Raw genomic sequence first — 17,495 nt, forward strand, 5'->3', positions numbered from 1 at the left:
TAATTATTTATAACGACAAAACAAACTTGGCGTGACACGGACGTGCAACGCGCGTAACACTAGCGTGTAACGAGTGTAACACGGACGTGTTACGAGCGTAACACGAACGTGTAACGCTAACAATGTCTTGATAATTGACTTCCAACACATTAATCTGATTAATATACAAAACACTATATATGCAAAAAGGCCATACCTGTATCACACAGACACGACCTCAGGAAAGAAAGAGAGTGTTTTTATTAATTTAATAATTTAGCATAATATCATTACGCCATATCTTCAAGAGCAAAAACAGAACTTATTTCATTAAAGAAATCATTTGATATATCTCGAAGATTTTCTATTGCTTCATTTTCAGTTTCGCCATACGCACAGCATTGATTATAATCAAGCAAGTAAGCATAAAACTCACCATTAGGCAAACTTTCTATTACATAATTAACTTCATTCATATTCAGTCCTCCTGTTTTTTAAGACACTGCAAAGTTAATCTAGTAATATTACAATCAGAATAACAGGAGGTTACGATAATGTGAATAAAATATTCACTTAGAGTTTCTGGTACAAAACACTTCTATCACAAATGCCACTAAAACTCCTAAACCACCTCCAAACAGAGTACTTGCACCATATATAATCGAGACTGTTTCTCTAACTTGTCTATTAGCATCATCCATCCAATATTGAGAAAAATAGTTATAAATAATAAAATATCCCATCAACATTCCGAATCCCAAACCAAATAAAAGACATCCTATACGAAGCGCAGAATACGGAGATGAAGAAATAAATCCTTTAAATTTCCCTTCAGACAATGAATTTTCAGAAAGTTTGTCTATCAACATCTGTCGTTCTTTTCCTCTAACAAAAAGTTCAAATAATTTATAAACGGTACCGAAAACAATGGCTACATTAGCCACAATCATTAATTCTTCCATAAATACGATATTTTAATATTGAAAATTTGTTCCTTTGCTAGGTTAGACGAAAGATAAACAAAAAGGTTACACTAAAAAATAAAAAATTATATCAGATGTAACCTAACAGTAGTTCTTACGTCTAAATAGACAAATGAAAAATGACGAGCAAGATATAATAAAAAGAATATTGTCAGGAAAGACAGATGATTTCGCATATTTTCTTGACACATACGGGCAACAAGTTTTCAATCTTATTGTCCGTATAGTTCGGTGTGAGTATGATGCCGAGGAGCTGACACAAGACACATTCATGAAATGCTTTGAAAATCTTTCATCATTTAACGCAAAAAGCAGTTTCTCTACATGGCTTTACAGGATAGCCTACAATACAGCCATATCATTTACCAGAAAAAAAGAAACCGAAGTAAACGTATACGATGAAAAAATATGGAACACAATATCTGATACAGAAATTGACGATACGATGAACGACGAATCGGAAGAAAACATCAACAGACTACAGAAAACACTTTCTATGCTTCCACCTGACGAAAGAGGATTGATTACATTATTCTACGAACAGGAGAAAACGATTCAGGAAATAGGGCAAATACTGAATGCCAAAGAAAGTTCTATAAAAGTAAAACTACACAGAATAAGAAAAAAACTATACATTCTAATGAAGAAAGAGGAGGAACTATAATGGGAAAAGTCATGAATACAGATAATATCAAGGCCGAGAATACAGACAGATGTATCAGAAAAGCCATCAGTATGCAGCCACAATTCCGTCTGGCGAGCAACTTTAGTTATAAAATGATGGAAAAAATAAACGAAAAAGTCATACTCCAGGAGAAAAGACGCGAAAAACGGACACTCATTGCTATCATCATAACATCACTATTGATGGTTTCAACATGCATATTAATCATCCTCAACTATACAAACATAAAATTGACAGACATAACAAATAAATTATCAAATATTTCTATACCATCAGAGACATTGTTCTATCTGCCAATGTTAATTACTTTACCATTATTATTATGGTTTAATTACTGGCTTCGCAAGAAGTTTGGGTACCTACTAAAAAGATAGTTTTTACAAACAAGCCTCATGGTAGTTACGTTTCCATTAGTTATAATACTTCCTCCATTTATAAGCGTTCCCCGATAATGTACGAAAACTATACTTCTGTCAACAGGCAATACCTTACGGCCTCCACTGTTGATAACTTTATAAAGAATTCCGGAAGTAATGGCTACTCCCCCTCTTCTGCAGATATTTCTTCAAGAAATTCCTGATTCTTTATTTTACACTCTTTTTTTACCATCGAGATGCATTGTTAGTATTTATTCTGCAAAAGGAATAAACTCTTTGAATTTTTATTTCATCATGTTTTTGAATTTGGGGTACACTGCAAGAGATGAAGTGTACCCCAAAAATTATAAAACATCTTATTTAAAACAATGTTTATTTCTTCAAAAAGTCTTCACGCATAGGAGAGAAACAGTCTACGATAACCCCCGGCTCAATACATATACAGCTGTGGCGAACATCAGGTTCCATATACATACCATCACCAGCTGTAACAACTTTCTTCTCATTTCCAATAGTAAACTCAAACTTACCACTTGAAACAAATGTAACTTGAGGATGATAATGCGCATGCTCCACTCCTACAGGTCCTGCCTTCTCGGTCTTAATCTTGACCATCATGATATGACCATCATAACCAAGAATCTGGCGTGCTATACCATCGCCTATAGTTTCCCACTGTGTTTCATTCTCTTTAACGAATGTTTCGCTTCTTGTTTTTTTCATCTTTTCTACATTTTCCGTACCTGCATAAACGGTTCCGGCTGCAGCTGTAGCCACTATCATCATGGCTGTAAATAAAATTTTCTTCATTATCATTTTTATTATCGGTTTATAATTGAATACTAACTTTTGTGCCCTTCATAAAACCTTCGGGAAGAGACATTGACTTCTTAGCATTATTTATCAGAAAAGACACCGTGTCAAGTTGGCAAGTAGGGTCGGAGAACATGACATCAACCACCTTTCCATCCTTTAAAGAAAGACTGTAAAGCCCAGGAGTCAGGAAGTTGACTTCAGTATCAGGCGATACTTTCATTTCAGACGGTGATTTTACTGACACCCAACACACATCATTGTGCATTACCGCCTGTATATCCTTGTCATTACGCATTATTTTGTACGACTCAGGATTGAAATGCTTCAGCTCTCCAACTGTCGCTTCGGGCAAAATTATATACTGATATGAAGCATTGTCAGGAGCCGCACCATGACTTATATAGATTGAAAATACACTACCTGAAGATTTTTTGTCGGAATATGTCTGCATTATGTTGTGCCAGTTTCCAGTCTTTTTTGCTATCTCTATAGAACATTCTGTACCATCTTTCGGGAATATATAGGCAATCCCGTTATGCAAAACGCGCAAATCGGACGAAATAACCGAGGTCTTGGAATTAAAATCAAGTTTTTTACCATCCTGCATTACAAGAATATCATCTTTATGCCAGGACTGCTCCACTGATGTACAGACCTGAAGTGTAGAGTCGGAAGTTATTCCGGCACCAAGACAAACTATTGCAGAATCAGCAAAAAGCCAAAACTTATCAGTTTTCAGATTATCACGGCGCAACTGCATAGCACTTATACCATTCTTGCCATCAGAAAGCCCTCCTACAAAATTACTTCTGTTGGAAAATTTCTCTTTACCACTTGGCATTGGAACAAGTGTATCATCCATATACGCAGTAATACCAGGTAATCGACGCCAATCCCACAAAGGGAAAATATCCAAATACTCTGTTCCATCTTTATAAATATATAGAGCGCCATCAGCCATATAATATCCACGCATATTATCACCATTAAGTGCTTCCACACCTATCACACGCTGTGAAGCCATTTTCAGTGAAGCCATCCAGTCATGACGACGTGTTATGGTATAATCCGACTGCCAAAAATGCTTGTGTCCGACGAAATTGTTTTTCGAAGAAAAGCAATTGCTTAAAAACTGTGATGCCGTCTCACCGCCAAGACTATTTGCAGCGAATGCGGTGCTTAGAGCCTTATGTATAGGAGCTGAATCGAACAACTGCCTTCCCATGGCACTGATATCCATCTTTCCATTCCATATAATCCACTGATAACCTTCAGAAATAAGATTTGAAAGGATGTCAAACTGTTCCTCATCAAATGCCATTGACGTATCGGCAAATATACCTGAGAGCAGGCTCATGGTATAAATATAAGCTAATCCGTAATTGCCGAACTGCTGCTGAGGTCCATGCTGATGGAAACTCCAATCCTCTTTTATTCCTTCAGCTCCACCTTTCACAATCTCGGACACTATCGTGTCGCGTGCCTGTTTCACTAAACTGATGTCATCGCTAAGCACCGCCTTCATCATTACATTACCTGCCAGCCATACTTTGTTCTGTCCTGTCATACCGAACTTGGAATTTTCCATCACTTTTACGGCATTTTTGCGTTCGGCAGTTGTAAGATAATCATCAAAAAGGATAAACGCCGTTCCCATTGTACGTGGAACACCGATCTGATTATAATACCAGTTGGAACATTTCAATCCGGCTTTGAACCAATAATCCATTGCACTATGTATAGTCTTCTCAAGCACAGACGATTTGAAATATTCCACATCAGGATTAACAAAAGCCTTCACCATCTCAAGGATCCTTTCAGGATGTAAACGTGGTTCCCACCCAGAGCGCTTCTTATCCTTATAATTTATATCAGACCACGAACCATCCATACGAATATTCTTTATATATCCATCTATACGCTCCTTATCGAATGGTACACGCTGCTGCAATTCCATAACCACTCTATCTGAAATTACAAAGCCTGGCTGATACAGAGACAGTTCCTTCATTAAAGGTGAATCTGAATCTGAATCAATATAAATATCTTTAAAGTTCCGTTTAATTGTTTCAATCTCACTATAATTTGATTGAGAATACAGATTAAACGATGCTCCCAAAAACAAATATGCTATTAAAAAGTTTGTCTTGATTTTCATAAACACAAATTACTTATTTAATTATAAATATTAATAATAAAAATAGCCCATAATAATATAACATCCTGAATAAGAAAATATTACATTCCTTTCATCTTAACCACTACACTTTTCCCGGCATTTTCTGCTTCAGGCAGTTGTACAGAAAACTTGGTTAAATCAGACAATGCATCGTACTTACAAGAAGATAGCATAAATTTATCTGCAGGAATATAATTCCCTTTTATGGAAAAATTCATAGCAGACAATTTTCTTGTTGGATCTGACACAGAGAATGACAACATTTTTCTTTTCGGATTAAAACGGAACATATACATGCCTGGAGTATCTATATCAATTTTACAGCCATTACCCAAATTAAGTTTGCAGGCTTCATAACATACAGCATATATAATACCGCTCTCCAGATGCTCTACAGCCTGTAGATGTATAGTATTTGACATAATACGCACAGGAGAATTTTTCATATATCTAGAAATTCCATTTATATCAATACCTGGAATCACATAATAAGCATATTTCCCTCCATTAGGACGTTTTCCATGTTCTATTAACAACTTAAAAATAGAATCCGTAACAAGAGCCTTGGAGGAACTGGTCTGACGATTAACACTACTCCAGCTTCCTTTCACTAAATCATTCTGCACCTCCAGTTTCTGAGTAAAAGGGAAAACATACCCAACACTATTGTGCCAAACCCAGCTAAAATTATCGGAAGAACAGATTCCAGAAGACAATACTTTTTTATCAACAGATGTACCAGCTACTACCTTGCCAGACAAACGACATTGATTTACAGTTGTCACAATTGAAAAGTCCGTTTCAGAATCAACACCGGCACCCAAGCATACGTACATATCATCAAAAAAGAACCAACTTTTTTTAGCACAAAAAGGATAATGAGGACTGGAAAAATCGAATGCCGATGCACCATACATTCCATCCGTCACACCACCCACAAAATCCATTTCTCCTTTTTTCTGTATCTCCTTTTCAGAAGGCATATCTGGCAATCTGACAGTTGTTGCACCTGGAATACAAGACCAATCATATACAGGAGCTAAATTGAAATATTCATTTCCAGTCAAAGACAAATAATTAGTACCATCACCCCTAAAATGATTTTTCAGTCCTTCTCCATTATAAGGTTCTTCCATGTTTCTATTTCGTGAAGAATACATACGAACAGACGTATAGAAGTTTGGTCGCTGAAACACAAAATGCTCACTCTGCCAGAAAAACTTAGCAAACGAATAAGGAACAAAATCCTTTCCATCTCTGGCACGAACCACATTCTCCAATTCTTCACGCCTATAGTCTGTAACCTTCATCAGCCTCACAGGAGTGACAGATGAAAATACCAACTTTCCATGTTTTCTAGTAACATCCCTGTTTTGAATTCCAGGATCCTCTATCCGTCCATATACCATTTGCTTGCAGATTCCGTCCAAATAATAATCGATAGCCATTTTTACAGACTTATCAGAAAAAGCAAACCTGGTTCCACTTACATTTGAAGCCCACTCAGCAAAAGCATCTACGTATCCCAATCCATAAGACAATGTGTTATTAACACGATCTGTACGATGATGAAAACTGTAATCAGCCTGTATCCCCCTTTCTGTAGGTGAAACCTGCTTGATTTCTTCTTCAATAACTTTCAACACCATTTTCAATTCCGATTCATCCCTACAGAACAATGCCGTTTTTGCTTGCATCCCGGCTATTTTAATACGGTCACCGCTCGGTCTTGCACCCCATGCTTTGAGGTTAGCCCTCCTGGCAATTATAAGCATACTGTCCTTCTGTGATTCCGTCAGACTTTCATCCATAACCAATAATAATGAAATAAAAGAATTAGGAGTACCAATCTCATTATGCCACCAGTTATCACAACGGAAATCGTGTGACAACCAATACTTCAATGCCAAATCAAATTTCTCCCGCAATAATCGGTCTCCCTTAAAAGAAGAATTATCCTGCCTATACGCACGAGCCATAAGCAACAAATTATCCAAATGAATGGTATGGCGAAACCCTGTACGGGAAACATCATTATAATCAATTCCCGGCCAAACACCTTCAGAGCTCAAAGAATTAACAACTTTATTAACCTTTTCTACATCTATCTTAGGAGCCAACGCCTGCTCTACAAATAAACGACGTAAAATCTCTATACTATCGTCTGCAGACAATTGAGCTACTCGAAAAAAAGAAATCAACAAAAGAATAATAAAAACTTTAACTTTCATGGTATACAGGTTTATCAAAAATTCAGTTTAAAAGTTTCATTTACAGGTTTATCAAAACTAATCTCTTCTTCCAGCTTAAATTTTTCTCTAATTCGTCTGTTCTTAGTTTTAATCATAAACGGAACATTGGAACGTATCAATAATATTTCATCAGAATACTCCAATGTTATATCACCTTTCATACCCTCATTACACATTACAATAAAATCATCATTCTCTACCAACTCTCCATTTCCAACATATAATACTTTCTTCATTTTAGTATCCGCAAATACAGCCAAATCTCCAATAAAAGCCATACCTTCTTTTATTTCAGCTTTACCTTTAGTTGAATTTCCAAAAATATAAGTTCCTCCATCATTATCTGTTACTCTTACCGCTGCTGATGTTGAAACAGAAGAAACAGACAGACGTTCAACAGAAGTGATTACACCACCATCCTTTTTTGAAGATGGTTCATACACCGCAATGAATGGGAACTTATCCGCTGGTCCCTCCATACGAATAGAAACAAGTGGAACTTTTTTCATACGATAAGAAGATATGGCTGTTTTAGCATCAAGACCCAAAGCAGTATAATAACTGACTCCAGATGTGGAAGGCATCCACATATTCATATAGCCAGGACCTGCCGGTAAATTTTCTACAGAAAAAACAGCATGTACACCTTTATTATACGCACCTGTTGTACGAACAGAACTAAAATAGCGAAAACCAGGATAATCCTTTCCAATTGTGGGATATGACACTTCAGAAGACATTTTTATTTCACTACCCGAAAAGTCATACAGTTCAACCCTATCACCGATATTATGATATAAATAATCATTGCAGGCTAAATTGCTTGAGCGATAAAGATCCACATAAAAACCATGTTTTTCATCTATACGGAAGATAGACATCAAACGTTCCTGATTAGTTTTTGTAAATCCTTCAAAATACTTTGTATAAGTATACGAAATATGATCCGATAAAGCATCCTGTCCAACCTTTGGCTCCATAGACAATAATTCTATTGCTCCAATTTCCTTTTTCCCTCCAGAACCTAAAAAAGGTTTAAGAGAATAAGAATTTCCTCCTGCAACAACAGTATTATGTGCTCCCCACTGAGTATAATAATTTACATGCAATGGATGTTCGTATGTAGGCCCATTACCTGGATCAATACCCATAACAGTACCATTTCCATACAATTCCATACTCATCCCATTAGAATGATTATGATTATATGATGCCCCTTGTACTACAAACATAAGACCATTTTTAACATCCATACCATTTCTTTGCAAATAACAAGAAGCAAAATCCAGTTTCTCTGCACGTTTCCATAAATTATTTGAAGAAGATTCACCTTCAGGCAGTTGAGGTAGATAACAAAGTAATCCTGTTATTCCTGTTTTAGAACGATCATATCCGACACGAGATTTAAACAGACAAGCAGCATTCTCAAGTTCAGGCAAAACAGGCAAAGCATATTTCCGCGCCATTTTAATGGCTATTTCAAGGCATTCCATACTTTGCATCGGACGCCCGGTATCACCAAAAGCAGAAACAGTCATATCAGGAAAAGAATATTTCAGCATTACATAAGCAGCCTTCAATAATACCGGATATTCTTTAAACACTTCATAACCATTATTTTCCAGCATCAAAGCAGCCTCCATCAATTTAGATACAGGATAATTATGATATCCGCCCGGTTCCTTCCAATGTCCATCAGGAGTAAACCAGATTTTAGTAGCAGAAGGTAAAGACAACTGTCCGCATCCATTTGAGACAGTATCATTTTTCAAATAAAAATCCAAATAATAATCACGTTTGGATTTATCAGATAAAGATAAAGCGGCAGCTACCAATGTCGAACTCTCAGCTGCAAACCAGTTATTAGTAGCGTATCCTCTAAAAGATAAAGTCCATGCGATACGTTCGAACACCTTCTCATAATTTTCCAAAGAATATCCATTTTCTTTCAAATATGGAAACAAGAAATCATACGCCAGGATTAACGGTTTAGAATTCTCATCACCTAATGTCTGAATATTAAGAAACCCTACCCTTCCAGGTCCTTCAATAGGATATTGCCAAACGGCTGCATTAACCCATTGATTTAGGATATCTGCTGCGAATTTGGCATAATCTTTATCGCCAGTAATCCAATAGAGAACAGCTGACTCGTATGCTAATTCATTTATTTCACCATTTATCTTAGATACATATTGCTGGGGATCAACCATCTCAAACTGTTTGGTTGATGGATTCAACAAATTCATTATCATAGAAGTATCTTGCGGAACAATATCCTCAATTTCAGGAGCCACATAAGGTTTACCTTCTGGAGTGATAGGGACACGTTTATGTGACGATACACGAATAGTAGGCACCGGTGCATCCCCTTTATATTCAACAAGACGTGTTCCCTCACGATCAGCTACAAAATGAGTATAACGTTTTCCAGGCACTCTATTCATCAAATAACGATCGAGAATCCAATTTGGATCTGTCTTATGTCGTTTTACATATACATCCAAGTGTCCTTTAAGATTCTTAAAAATCGAATTAGCCCATTCTTCTTTCTCTATTTTATCAATGACAATAGACTTTTCATCATTACGAATCAAAATATGCGGATGATTTTCCGCCATTACCTGTACAAATGGGACTAAAAATATTATACTAACCTGAAACAATATATTTTTCATAATCTAGATATTAAAAGAAAAAATCATTTTTAACTATAACGTTCGCTATTATTTTATCACAATGAATAAACTCACCATTTATACACATATAAGAGCGCATGCAAATCTGCATACGCTCCATTTATAAATAATTTTTGTTATAAAAGACACGGCTTTTAATTCTAATCGCACAATTTGTAAATTTCACAGGCAGCCATAAGGAAAGCACCCGGTCCATAAAGTTCCGTCATTTCTCGTGTCACTTTCTTAGGATCAGCCCCAATAGGCTGTACCCAACATAATTTTCCATCAGAGCCTACAGCATCAGTCAATGCCTGCCAGCCTTTTTTAACAACAGGTAAGAATTTACTTGCAGACAAATAACCACTGTTAATACCAAAAGCCAAACCGTAAACAATAAAACCAGTCGAACTTGTTTCTGGTGAAGGATAGCTGTCCGGATCCAACAAACTAGCATGCCAATATCCATCTTTACCTTGCAGCTCAGCCAAACGTGTAGCAAACTCTACAAATAATGCTTCATAAAAAGGTTTGAATTCAGTATCAGCATCAGGTAAGGTTTTCAATATTTCAGCAAGACCTGCAATTACCCAACCATTACCACGTCCCCAAAATACTTTCTTACCATTTTCTTCACGTTTGTCGAAATAACGGCTATCACGATAAAACATTTTCTCCTCTTTATCATAAAGATGATTGTAGGTAGCCTTAAACTCAGCATCCATAAAATGCATATATTTTCGGTTTTCCGTCAAGCTATAAAGACGAGTATACACAGCTGGAGCCATAAACAGAGCATCGCACCATGTCCAGCGTTCTTGACGTAATTTAGGAATTCTAAAATCAACACTTCCATTAGAAGGATGTCCTACTAACCACTCCGTACGGGCCAGCGTAGGCTCCAGCATATTTTTATCTTTGAACTTATTGTATAGATCTATGTATGTCTGCGCTACACAAAAATCATCAGCATGATACATACGGTTCCCCAATTGCCAACGCTGTCCAGAAAAAGTCTTCTTCATCCAGTTGTAATAAGTGGAATCTCCGGAGAGTTCAGCCCAATCACACAATCCCATATACCAAGCACCGGCAACCCATCCTCTCTGATCTTTCGCTCCATGTCTGGTATTAGGAAATTCCTTTATCTGCCAGTCTGCCACTTTCTTACCCAATTCTTCAACAACCTGCCTACTCCATACTTTCTCCCCTTTTGTTTCAGATATCTGGGTTAAATCAATACCATTCATGTCATTAAATGAATAAGCAGTCAATACTCCTGCGGACATACAAACAGCCGCACAATAAATTCTAATTAATGTTTTCATAGATAGAAATATTTATCAATTATAATTCACAAAGATACAAGCATTTTTGAATTCACAATAACATTAAGCCATAAAGTTTTCCACATTTACAAAAAGCCAATATAGCCAATTATTAAGCTATTCCAAGTAGTTCTATCTCAAAGATAAGTGTTGAGAAACCTGGAATAGGCCCTGAAGTGCGTGTTCCATACCCAAGATTGTATGGAATATACACCATCCACCTGTCGCCCACATGCATCTGTTTTAAAGCTATACGCCAACCGTCAATCACATCAGTCAGTCTCAACGCCTCAGGGCAATTACGTTTCCATGAATTATCAAACTCTCTACCGTTTATAAGCGTACCACGATAATGTACAGTTACTATACTTCTATCAACCGGCGATACCTTGCCGTCTCCACTGTTGATAACTCTATAAAGTATGCCCGAAGGATGTTGCACCACACCTTCCTCAGCAGATATTTCCTTCAGAAATTCCTGATTCTTTATCTTGTACTCTTCTTTTTTTGCCATAAATACGTTTTTTATTCTGTACAAAGATATAAACAGAGAAGTAAAAACAAAAAAAATCGGAGGACAAGATATTTACAATACCAAGTCCTCCGAAAACTATTTATTCTTCAGATATTATTTTCTGTAATTCAGAAGTTCTTCAGCACTGAACTTACGGATAAAGTTGAAATGCTTTTCAACTTCCGACTCAGCATAGTTAACATATACGTTAAGTGACTGAGCGAACAGTTCAGGAGCCTTAGTAGCATCCTGCAGCAACAGATGACTCATTACGCACACTGCAGACATTTCGTAAAGACGACGTGAAACGAAATCAAGCAATTCCTGGTTCATAGCTTCTTTCACTGCATTAGTACAAGCCTCAAGTTTGCGAGTCATGTCTTTAATTCTGTTCATATAGCCTTCGAATTCAGGAGCGCAAGGAATCAGTTCATACTCATGAAGAGTAGCCGCATAAGCGCCGTTTGTTACATAACGGATAGCAGCAACAGTCTGTAACTGAGTAGTTCCTTCGTAGATACTTGTGATACGTGCATCACGATAAATACGCTGGCAAGCATATTCCATCATGAAACCAGAACCACCATGTACCTGAATACAGTCGTATGCATTCTGATTGGCATATTCAGAGTTCATACCCTTGGCAAGAGGAGTGAAGCTGTCGGCCAATTTAGCATACTTCTTCTGTTCCTGACGTTCTTCCGGAGTAAGTTTACGTTCTCGTGCAATATCATCAAGAGCCTTATAGATATCCACATAACGTGCTGTCTGATACAAAAGAGCACGACCTGCATCAAGTTTAGCTTTGATAGTAGCCAGCATATCATATACAGCAGGGAATTCGATGATAGCCTTACCGAACTGCTTACGATCCTTAGCATAAGCCAAAGCTTCATTGTACGCTGCCTGGCTCAGACCTACTGACTGAGCAGCAATACCAAGACGGGCACCGTTCATAAGAGCCATAACGTACTTGATAAGTCCCAACTTGCGTTCACCGCAAAGTTCAGCTTTTGCATTCTTGTAAACAAGCTCGCATGTAGGAGAACCGTGGATACCAAGTTTGTTTTCTATACGGCGTACATCTACCCCACCGTCGTTCTTGTCATAAATAAACATAGAAAGACCACGACCGTCGTGTGTACCTTCTTCCGAACGTGCAAGTACAAGGTGCAAGTTTGCGTCACCATTAGTGATGAAACGCTTAACACCATTCAGACGCCAGCAGTTGTTAGCCTCATCGTATGTTGCCTTAAGCATAACGCTCTGAAGGTCGGAACCTGCATCCGGCTCTGTCAAGTCCATAGACATTGTTTCACCTGCACAGATACGAGGGATGAAGCGGCTGTGCTGGTCTTCATTACCGAACTCATAAAGAGTCTCGATACAGTCCTGAAGAGACCAGATATTACCGAAACCGGCATCAGCCTGTGCAACGATTTCCGCACACATAGTATATGGAGTGATAGGGAAATTAAGACCACCGTAACGGCGAGGCATAGTCATACCGTTAAGTCCGGCTTTAACCATAGCATCAAGGTTAGCTTTTGTACCAGATGCATATTCCACACGTCCGTTTGCACAGTGAGGACCTTCCTCGTCAACGCCTTCAGCATTGGCAGCAATCACCTCACCTGTAATTTCGCCTGTTATTTCAAGCACTTTATCATATGAATCGATTGCATCAGCATAGTCCTGTGGTGCATAATCGTATTCTTCTTTATCTCTATAATCGCGTTCTTTCAACTGACAGATACGCTCCATCAACGGATTGTTCAAGTGAAACTTGAGTTCCGGATGTTCTGTATAAAAGTTTGCCATTATTTACTGTTTTTCTTATAATACTTAATCATTTTCGGAATCACTTCTTCCACTGTTCCGTTAATCACATAGTCTGCAATCGCATTGATAGGAGCATTCTCATCATTGTTTACAGATATGATGATACCTGCATCCTGCATACCTGCAATGTGCTGAATCTGACCAGAGATACCACATGCGATATACAATTTAGGATGAACAGTCACACCTGTCTGTCCAATCTGACGGTCATGATCGCAGAAACCAGCATCTACAGCGGCACGGCTCGCACCAACTTCTGCATGAAGTTCCTTTGCAAGTTCGAACAACATGTCGAAACCTTCCTTAGAGCCCATACCGTAACCACCGGCGATAACGATAGGAGCACCTTTCAGATTATGTTTGGCTTTTTCTACGTGGCGGTCGATAACTTTCACTACATAGTCTGTTTCAGGAACAAACTTAGCCACGTCATGACGAATCACTTCACCCTGATAGTTTTCATCAAGAATTTCTTTCTTCATCACACCCTCACGTACTGTAGCCATCTGAGGACGGTGTTCAGGATTAATGATAGTAGCAACAATGTTACCACCGAAAGCAGGACGAATCTGATAAAGCAGATTTTCGTATGTAATACCTGCCTTCTTATCCTCATGACTACCTATTTCCAACTGAGTACAATCGGCAGTCAAACCACTTGTCAATGCAGAAGAGACACGAGGACCAAGGTCACGACCGATAACGGTAGCACCCATAAGGCAGATCTGTGGTTTTTCCTGCTTGAAAAGATTTACGAGAATAGATGAATGAGGAAGAGAAGTATAAGGGAACAGCCCCGGAGCATCGAACACGTGAACACGGTCAACTCCATACGGCAAAACTTGTTTTTCTAAATCAGTAAGGTCGCTTCCGGCACAAATAGCTTCAAGCTGGCATCCCAACTCATTGGCTAACTTACGACCTTTAGTCAAAAGTTCGAGACTTACATCGGCAACATGGCTGCCTTCCATCTCACAATATACAAATACATTATTCATAGTCTTATCCTATAGTGTGGTTAGCCAAAAGTTCAACAATAAGGTTTTCTACATCAGCATCACTTCCTGTGATAGTCTTGCTTTCCTTAGCCTGGAAGATAATGTTTTCAATCTTCTTAACTTTTGTAGGAGAGCCTGACAGACCGCACTGCTTTGTATCACCGTTTACGTCAGCTACACTCCATTCAGTGATATTCAGATACGGGCGGCTTTCGTAAAGCGAAGCGTATGGAAGTTCAGCGCCTTCTTTTGTAATGGCAGCCTTTTCCTGTGCGCCAAGAGCACGTTTATATTTCTGAACCAGTTTCGCATTGCGCGGACGGCAAGGAGCAGCACTACCGTTTACTGTCAATACTATAGGCAATGGACCTTCTACAGTTTCCACACCACCGTCGATATGGCGTTTCACACGGATACGTCCGTCTTTCACATCCTGAATTTCCTCTACGTATGTAATCTGAGGCAATCCCAGTTTTTCAGCTACCTGAGGGCCAACCTGAGCTGTATCACCATCGATAGCCTGACGGCCACCAACTATGATGTCATATTCGCCAATTTTACGAATGGCAGTTGCAAGAGCATAAGAAGTAGCCAGTGTATCTGCACCAGCAAAAGCACGGTCTGTAAGCAGATATCCATTGTCAGCACCTCTATATAAACCTTCACGAATGATTTCTGCAGCACGACCCGGACCCATAGTAAGCATAGTCACAGTAGAACCAGGATGAGCGTCTTTCAGTCTGAGAGCCTGCTCCAAGGCATTCAAGTCTTCCGGGTTGAAAATTGCCGGAAGAGCAGAGCGGTTAATTGTTCCGTCTGCATTCATGGCATCTTTCCCAACACAACGAGTATCAGGAACTTGTTTTGCCAATACTACAATTTTTAAACTCATTAGATAAAATATTTTGGTATTAGTAATTTTCTGACGGCAAATTTAATGAAAGCATTTATACTACAAAACGAAATACAACAAAATATGCACAAAATGAATAGAAATGAGCAAAAGCTACGATATTTGCCAAAATCATTATTATTAAAGGTTACAGTGTCTTGCATCTGAGTGTATTTTCTATAAGTTCTTCCTGTTCCATGATATTTAACTTATCGTTATCATGATACTTCTTCGAGTTTTAAATTTAGCACGAAGTATGGGAAAGAGCCATGTAAGTCAATACACCATTTTTGTAAGCTTTCTACTCAAAATAATGTTCTCCTCTATGTTTTACCAAGAATTTACTTAATTTATCAATAAGTATTTTATTTGATCCAACATTTGAAATGTTATGATTTTCAGATTTGTCAATAGAATGGTCAAACAGCATTCTATCCAGGATTTTATCATTCTTGTCTCTCCATTCAGTATAGAAATAGTTGTCTTTTATGAGTGTAAAACCGTTCGCCCATCTACATACGGCATATCCTTTACTACAAGATTTTCCATTTTCTACAAAAGGTAACAAACTTTTACCTTCAAGGTGTTCAGGCTTTTTCAGTCCTGCTGCATCACACATAGTTGGATATAGATCAACGAATTCTACAATCTCACCACATCTCCTGCTTTTTTCTTGTGAAGGTGATTTTATTATCATAGTTGCGTTAAGGCATGTATTGAATATACTATGCTTACACCACAAGCCATGTTCCCCAAGACTCCAACCATGATCACCAATCAATACTATAGTAGTATTTTTGTCTAATCCGGTCTTTTTCAAAGCTTCGAGAACTCTGCCTATCTGACGGTCAACGAACGATACAGAAGCGTAATATCCATGAATCATCATTTTTGCGGTTTCTTCATCCATTGGACCTGAAGATGGGATACCGGAATACTGTCTTAATTCTGACCAATTGTTCAGTGCCAATCTCGGAATGTTACTGTCGCTAGTCAACACATAGTTTTCAGGTATCTTGATTTTATCATGTTCATACATATCCCAATACTTGCGAGGTACAATGAACGGAAGATGCGGTCTTATAAAACCAACAGCCAACAGGAAAGGTTTTTTGCTTTTACTTAGTTCATACAAGTCATTGATACTTTTTTCTGCAATTTTCCAATCAAGGAAATTGCTTTCGTCGGTATTGGAATATTCATAGTAATAACCTCTCTTTTGTTTTGGGTTTGCTTCCTTTAGTTCCATTTGTTTCAGGTTTACGTCCGTATGGTAACCCATTGGGGTATCATGTTCAGGTGTCATTACATTGTCCCAATATTTCATTTCAGAATCGTCCTGATGGTGATAAATTTTACCATTGGCTATGGTAATATATCCTGCTTCCTTAAAATACCTGTTCAGGGTTACCGTATTTGGAGCATCAACGTCAACACGAGCATTCCAAGCAGCAAAACATCTTTTAGTAGGTCGAAGTCCAGTTAAAAGGCTTGCACGTGATGCTCCAGACACGGCAATATTACAATATGCCCTGTCAAAAACTGTACCTACATTTGCTAATGAATCTATATATGGTGATTTTATATGTGTCTGACCATAGCAATTCAATTCAGGCCTTAAATCATCACAAACGATGAACAATACATTTTTCCTATCTTCATTTTCAATTGCTTTTTCTGCTTTAATCCCAATTAAAGGATACAACAATAAGGCTCCATTGATAAGTAAACTAACTTTTTGCATGATAATTTAGTTTAAGTTGAAAATATTTATTACAATAATATCTATGTGGAATTAAAATGATAAAACAAATATGTGTATAAAGGTTTTATATATTATTGATTATTAGCAAATTATACGCATTTAAACAATTAAGCTATTTACAACTTATATGCAATATTCGCAAAATATCTGAATATATGCAAGTGAGTGGTAGATAATTAGGTAAATTAATTAGGGAATATTCTTAAA

General features: G+C 37.7%; 14 protein-coding genes. 2 read left to right on the plus strand and 12 right to left on the minus strand.

Going from position 1 to position 17,495, the window contains the following annotated elements; genetic code table 11:
- Positions 1–269: 269 nt before the first annotated feature.
- Positions 270–455: a type II toxin-antitoxin system HicB family antitoxin gene (locus tag Q0486_RS04660; RefSeq protein WP_299230685.1), complete on the minus strand. Its 186-nt coding sequence runs from the start codon at positions 453–455 to the stop codon at positions 270–272.
- Between the two features lie 93 nt (positions 456–548).
- Positions 549–941, minus strand: coding sequence for a DUF6249 domain-containing protein (locus tag Q0486_RS04665; protein WP_299230687.1), 393 nt, complete (start codon positions 939–941; stop codon positions 549–551).
- A gap of 133 nt (positions 942–1,074) precedes the next feature.
- On the opposite strand from Q0486_RS04665, the gene Q0486_RS04670 reads away from it, so the two are divergent.
- Both Q0486_RS04670 and Q0486_RS04675 read left to right on the plus strand, forming a co-directional pair.
- The gene (locus Q0486_RS04670) at positions 1,075–1,626 is read left to right on the plus strand and encodes an RNA polymerase sigma factor (protein ID WP_299230689.1); all 552 of its coding nucleotides are present in this window, start codon (positions 1,075–1,077) and stop codon (positions 1,624–1,626) included.
- Positions 1,627–1,637: 11 nt separating this feature from the next.
- Positions 1,638–2,021, plus strand: coding sequence for a hypothetical protein (locus Q0486_RS04675; RefSeq protein WP_299230691.1), 384 nt, complete (start codon positions 1,638–1,640; stop codon positions 2,019–2,021).
- Positions 2,022–2,396: 375 nt separating this feature from the next.
- Here the strand turns inward: Q0486_RS04675 and Q0486_RS04680 are convergent, their stop codons facing one another.
- The 10 genes from Q0486_RS04680 to Q0486_RS04725 form a co-directional block, all read right to left on the minus strand.
- Positions 2,397–2,807 carry a cupin domain-containing protein gene (locus Q0486_RS04680; RefSeq protein WP_363317981.1) on the minus strand — a complete coding sequence of 137 codons (411 nt, stop codon included), beginning with the start codon at positions 2,805–2,807 and terminating at the stop codon, positions 2,397–2,399.
- A gap of 46 nt (positions 2,808–2,853) precedes the next feature.
- Positions 2,854–4,998, minus strand: coding sequence for a polysaccharide lyase family 8 super-sandwich domain-containing protein (locus Q0486_RS04685; RefSeq protein ID WP_299230693.1), 2,145 nt, complete (start codon positions 4,996–4,998; stop codon positions 2,854–2,856).
- A gap of 80 nt (positions 4,999–5,078) precedes the next feature.
- The gene (locus Q0486_RS04690) at positions 5,079–7,250 is read right to left on the minus strand and encodes a polysaccharide lyase family 8 super-sandwich domain-containing protein (RefSeq protein WP_299230695.1); all 2,172 of its coding nucleotides are present in this window, start codon (positions 7,248–7,250) and stop codon (positions 5,079–5,081) included.
- A gap of 14 nt (positions 7,251–7,264) precedes the next feature.
- Complete coding sequence (locus Q0486_RS04695; RefSeq protein ID WP_299230698.1) at positions 7,265–9,949, minus strand: heparinase II/III family protein; 2,685 nt, start codon at positions 9,947–9,949, stop codon at positions 7,265–7,267.
- A 161-nt stretch (positions 9,950–10,110) separates the two neighbouring features.
- Positions 10,111–11,199 carry a glycoside hydrolase family 88 protein gene (locus Q0486_RS04700; RefSeq protein ID WP_299230735.1) on the minus strand — a complete coding sequence of 363 codons (1,089 nt, stop codon included), beginning with the start codon at positions 11,197–11,199 and terminating at the stop codon, positions 10,111–10,113.
- A gap of 190 nt (positions 11,200–11,389) precedes the next feature.
- The gene (locus Q0486_RS04705; RefSeq protein ID WP_299230700.1) at positions 11,390–11,791 is read right to left on the minus strand and encodes an FKBP-type peptidyl-prolyl cis-trans isomerase; all 402 of its coding nucleotides are present in this window, start codon (positions 11,789–11,791) and stop codon (positions 11,390–11,392) included.
- A gap of 114 nt (positions 11,792–11,905) precedes the next feature.
- The gene (locus tag Q0486_RS04710) at positions 11,906–13,612 is read right to left on the minus strand and encodes an acyl-CoA dehydrogenase family protein (RefSeq protein ID WP_204394268.1); all 1,707 of its coding nucleotides are present in this window, start codon (positions 13,610–13,612) and stop codon (positions 11,906–11,908) included.
- Positions 13,612–14,631 (minus strand): electron transfer flavoprotein subunit alpha/FixB family protein, encoded by a 1,020-nt coding sequence (locus Q0486_RS04715; protein ID WP_299230703.1) that lies wholly within the window; start codon positions 14,629–14,631, stop codon positions 13,612–13,614. Before Q0486_RS04715 ends, Q0486_RS04710 begins: the two co-directional genes overlap by 1 nt.
- Before the next feature lie 4 nt (positions 14,632–14,635).
- A complete protein-coding gene (locus Q0486_RS04720; protein WP_299230705.1) occupies positions 14,636–15,523 on the minus strand; it encodes an electron transfer flavoprotein subunit beta/FixA family protein in 888 nt (295 codons plus the stop codon).
- A 301-nt stretch (positions 15,524–15,824) separates the two neighbouring features.
- On the minus strand, positions 15,825–17,267 hold the full coding sequence (locus Q0486_RS04725) for a sulfatase (protein WP_299230707.1): 1,443 nt from the start codon (positions 17,265–17,267) through the stop codon (positions 15,825–15,827).
- Between the last annotated feature and the right edge of the window lie 228 nt (positions 17,268–17,495).

This window comes from uncultured Bacteroides sp., from assembly GCF_937912035.1.
GTDB lineage: Bacteria > Bacteroidota > Bacteroidia > Bacteroidales > Bacteroidaceae > Phocaeicola.

Excerpts from the sequence above, each read along its gene's own strand:
- Q0486_RS04660 (WP_299230685.1), bottom strand. The coding sequence starts at position 455 with ATGAATGAAGTTAATTATGTAATAGAAAGTTTGCCTAATGGTGAGTTT.
- Q0486_RS04665 (WP_299230687.1), bottom strand. The coding sequence starts at position 941 with ATGGAAGAATTAATGATTGTGGCTAATGTAGCCATTGTTTTCGGTACC.
- Q0486_RS04670 (WP_299230689.1), top strand. The coding sequence starts at position 1,075 with ATGAAAAATGACGAGCAAGATATAATAAAAAGAATATTGTCAGGAAAG.
- Q0486_RS04675 (WP_299230691.1), top strand. The coding sequence starts at position 1,638 with ATGAATACAGATAATATCAAGGCCGAGAATACAGACAGATGTATCAGA.
- Q0486_RS04680 (WP_363317981.1), bottom strand. The coding sequence starts at position 2,807 with ATGATAGTGGCTACAGCTGCAGCCGGAACCGTTTATGCAGGTACGGAA.
- Q0486_RS04685 (WP_299230693.1), bottom strand. The coding sequence starts at position 4,998 with ATGAAAATCAAGACAAACTTTTTAATAGCATATTTGTTTTTGGGAGCA.
- Q0486_RS04690 (WP_299230695.1), bottom strand. The coding sequence starts at position 7,250 with ATGAAAGTTAAAGTTTTTATTATTCTTTTGTTGATTTCTTTTTTTCGA.
- Q0486_RS04695 (WP_299230698.1), bottom strand. The coding sequence starts at position 9,949 with ATGAAAAATATATTGTTTCAGGTTAGTATAATATTTTTAGTCCCATTT.
- Q0486_RS04700 (WP_299230735.1), bottom strand. The coding sequence starts at position 11,199 with ATGAATGGTATTGATTTAACCCAGATATCTGAAACAAAAGGGGAGAAA.
- Q0486_RS04705 (WP_299230700.1), bottom strand. The coding sequence starts at position 11,791 with ATGGCAAAAAAAGAAGAGTACAAGATAAAGAATCAGGAATTTCTGAAG.
- Q0486_RS04710 (WP_204394268.1), bottom strand. The coding sequence starts at position 13,612 with ATGGCAAACTTTTATACAGAACATCCGGAACTCAAGTTTCACTTGAAC.
- Q0486_RS04715 (WP_299230703.1), bottom strand. The coding sequence starts at position 14,631 with ATGAATAATGTATTTGTATATTGTGAGATGGAAGGCAGCCATGTTGCC.
- Q0486_RS04720 (WP_299230705.1), bottom strand. The coding sequence starts at position 15,523 with ATGAGTTTAAAAATTGTAGTATTGGCAAAACAAGTTCCTGATACTCGT.
- Q0486_RS04725 (WP_299230707.1), bottom strand. The coding sequence starts at position 17,267 with ATGCAAAAAGTTAGTTTACTTATCAATGGAGCCTTATTGTTGTATCCT.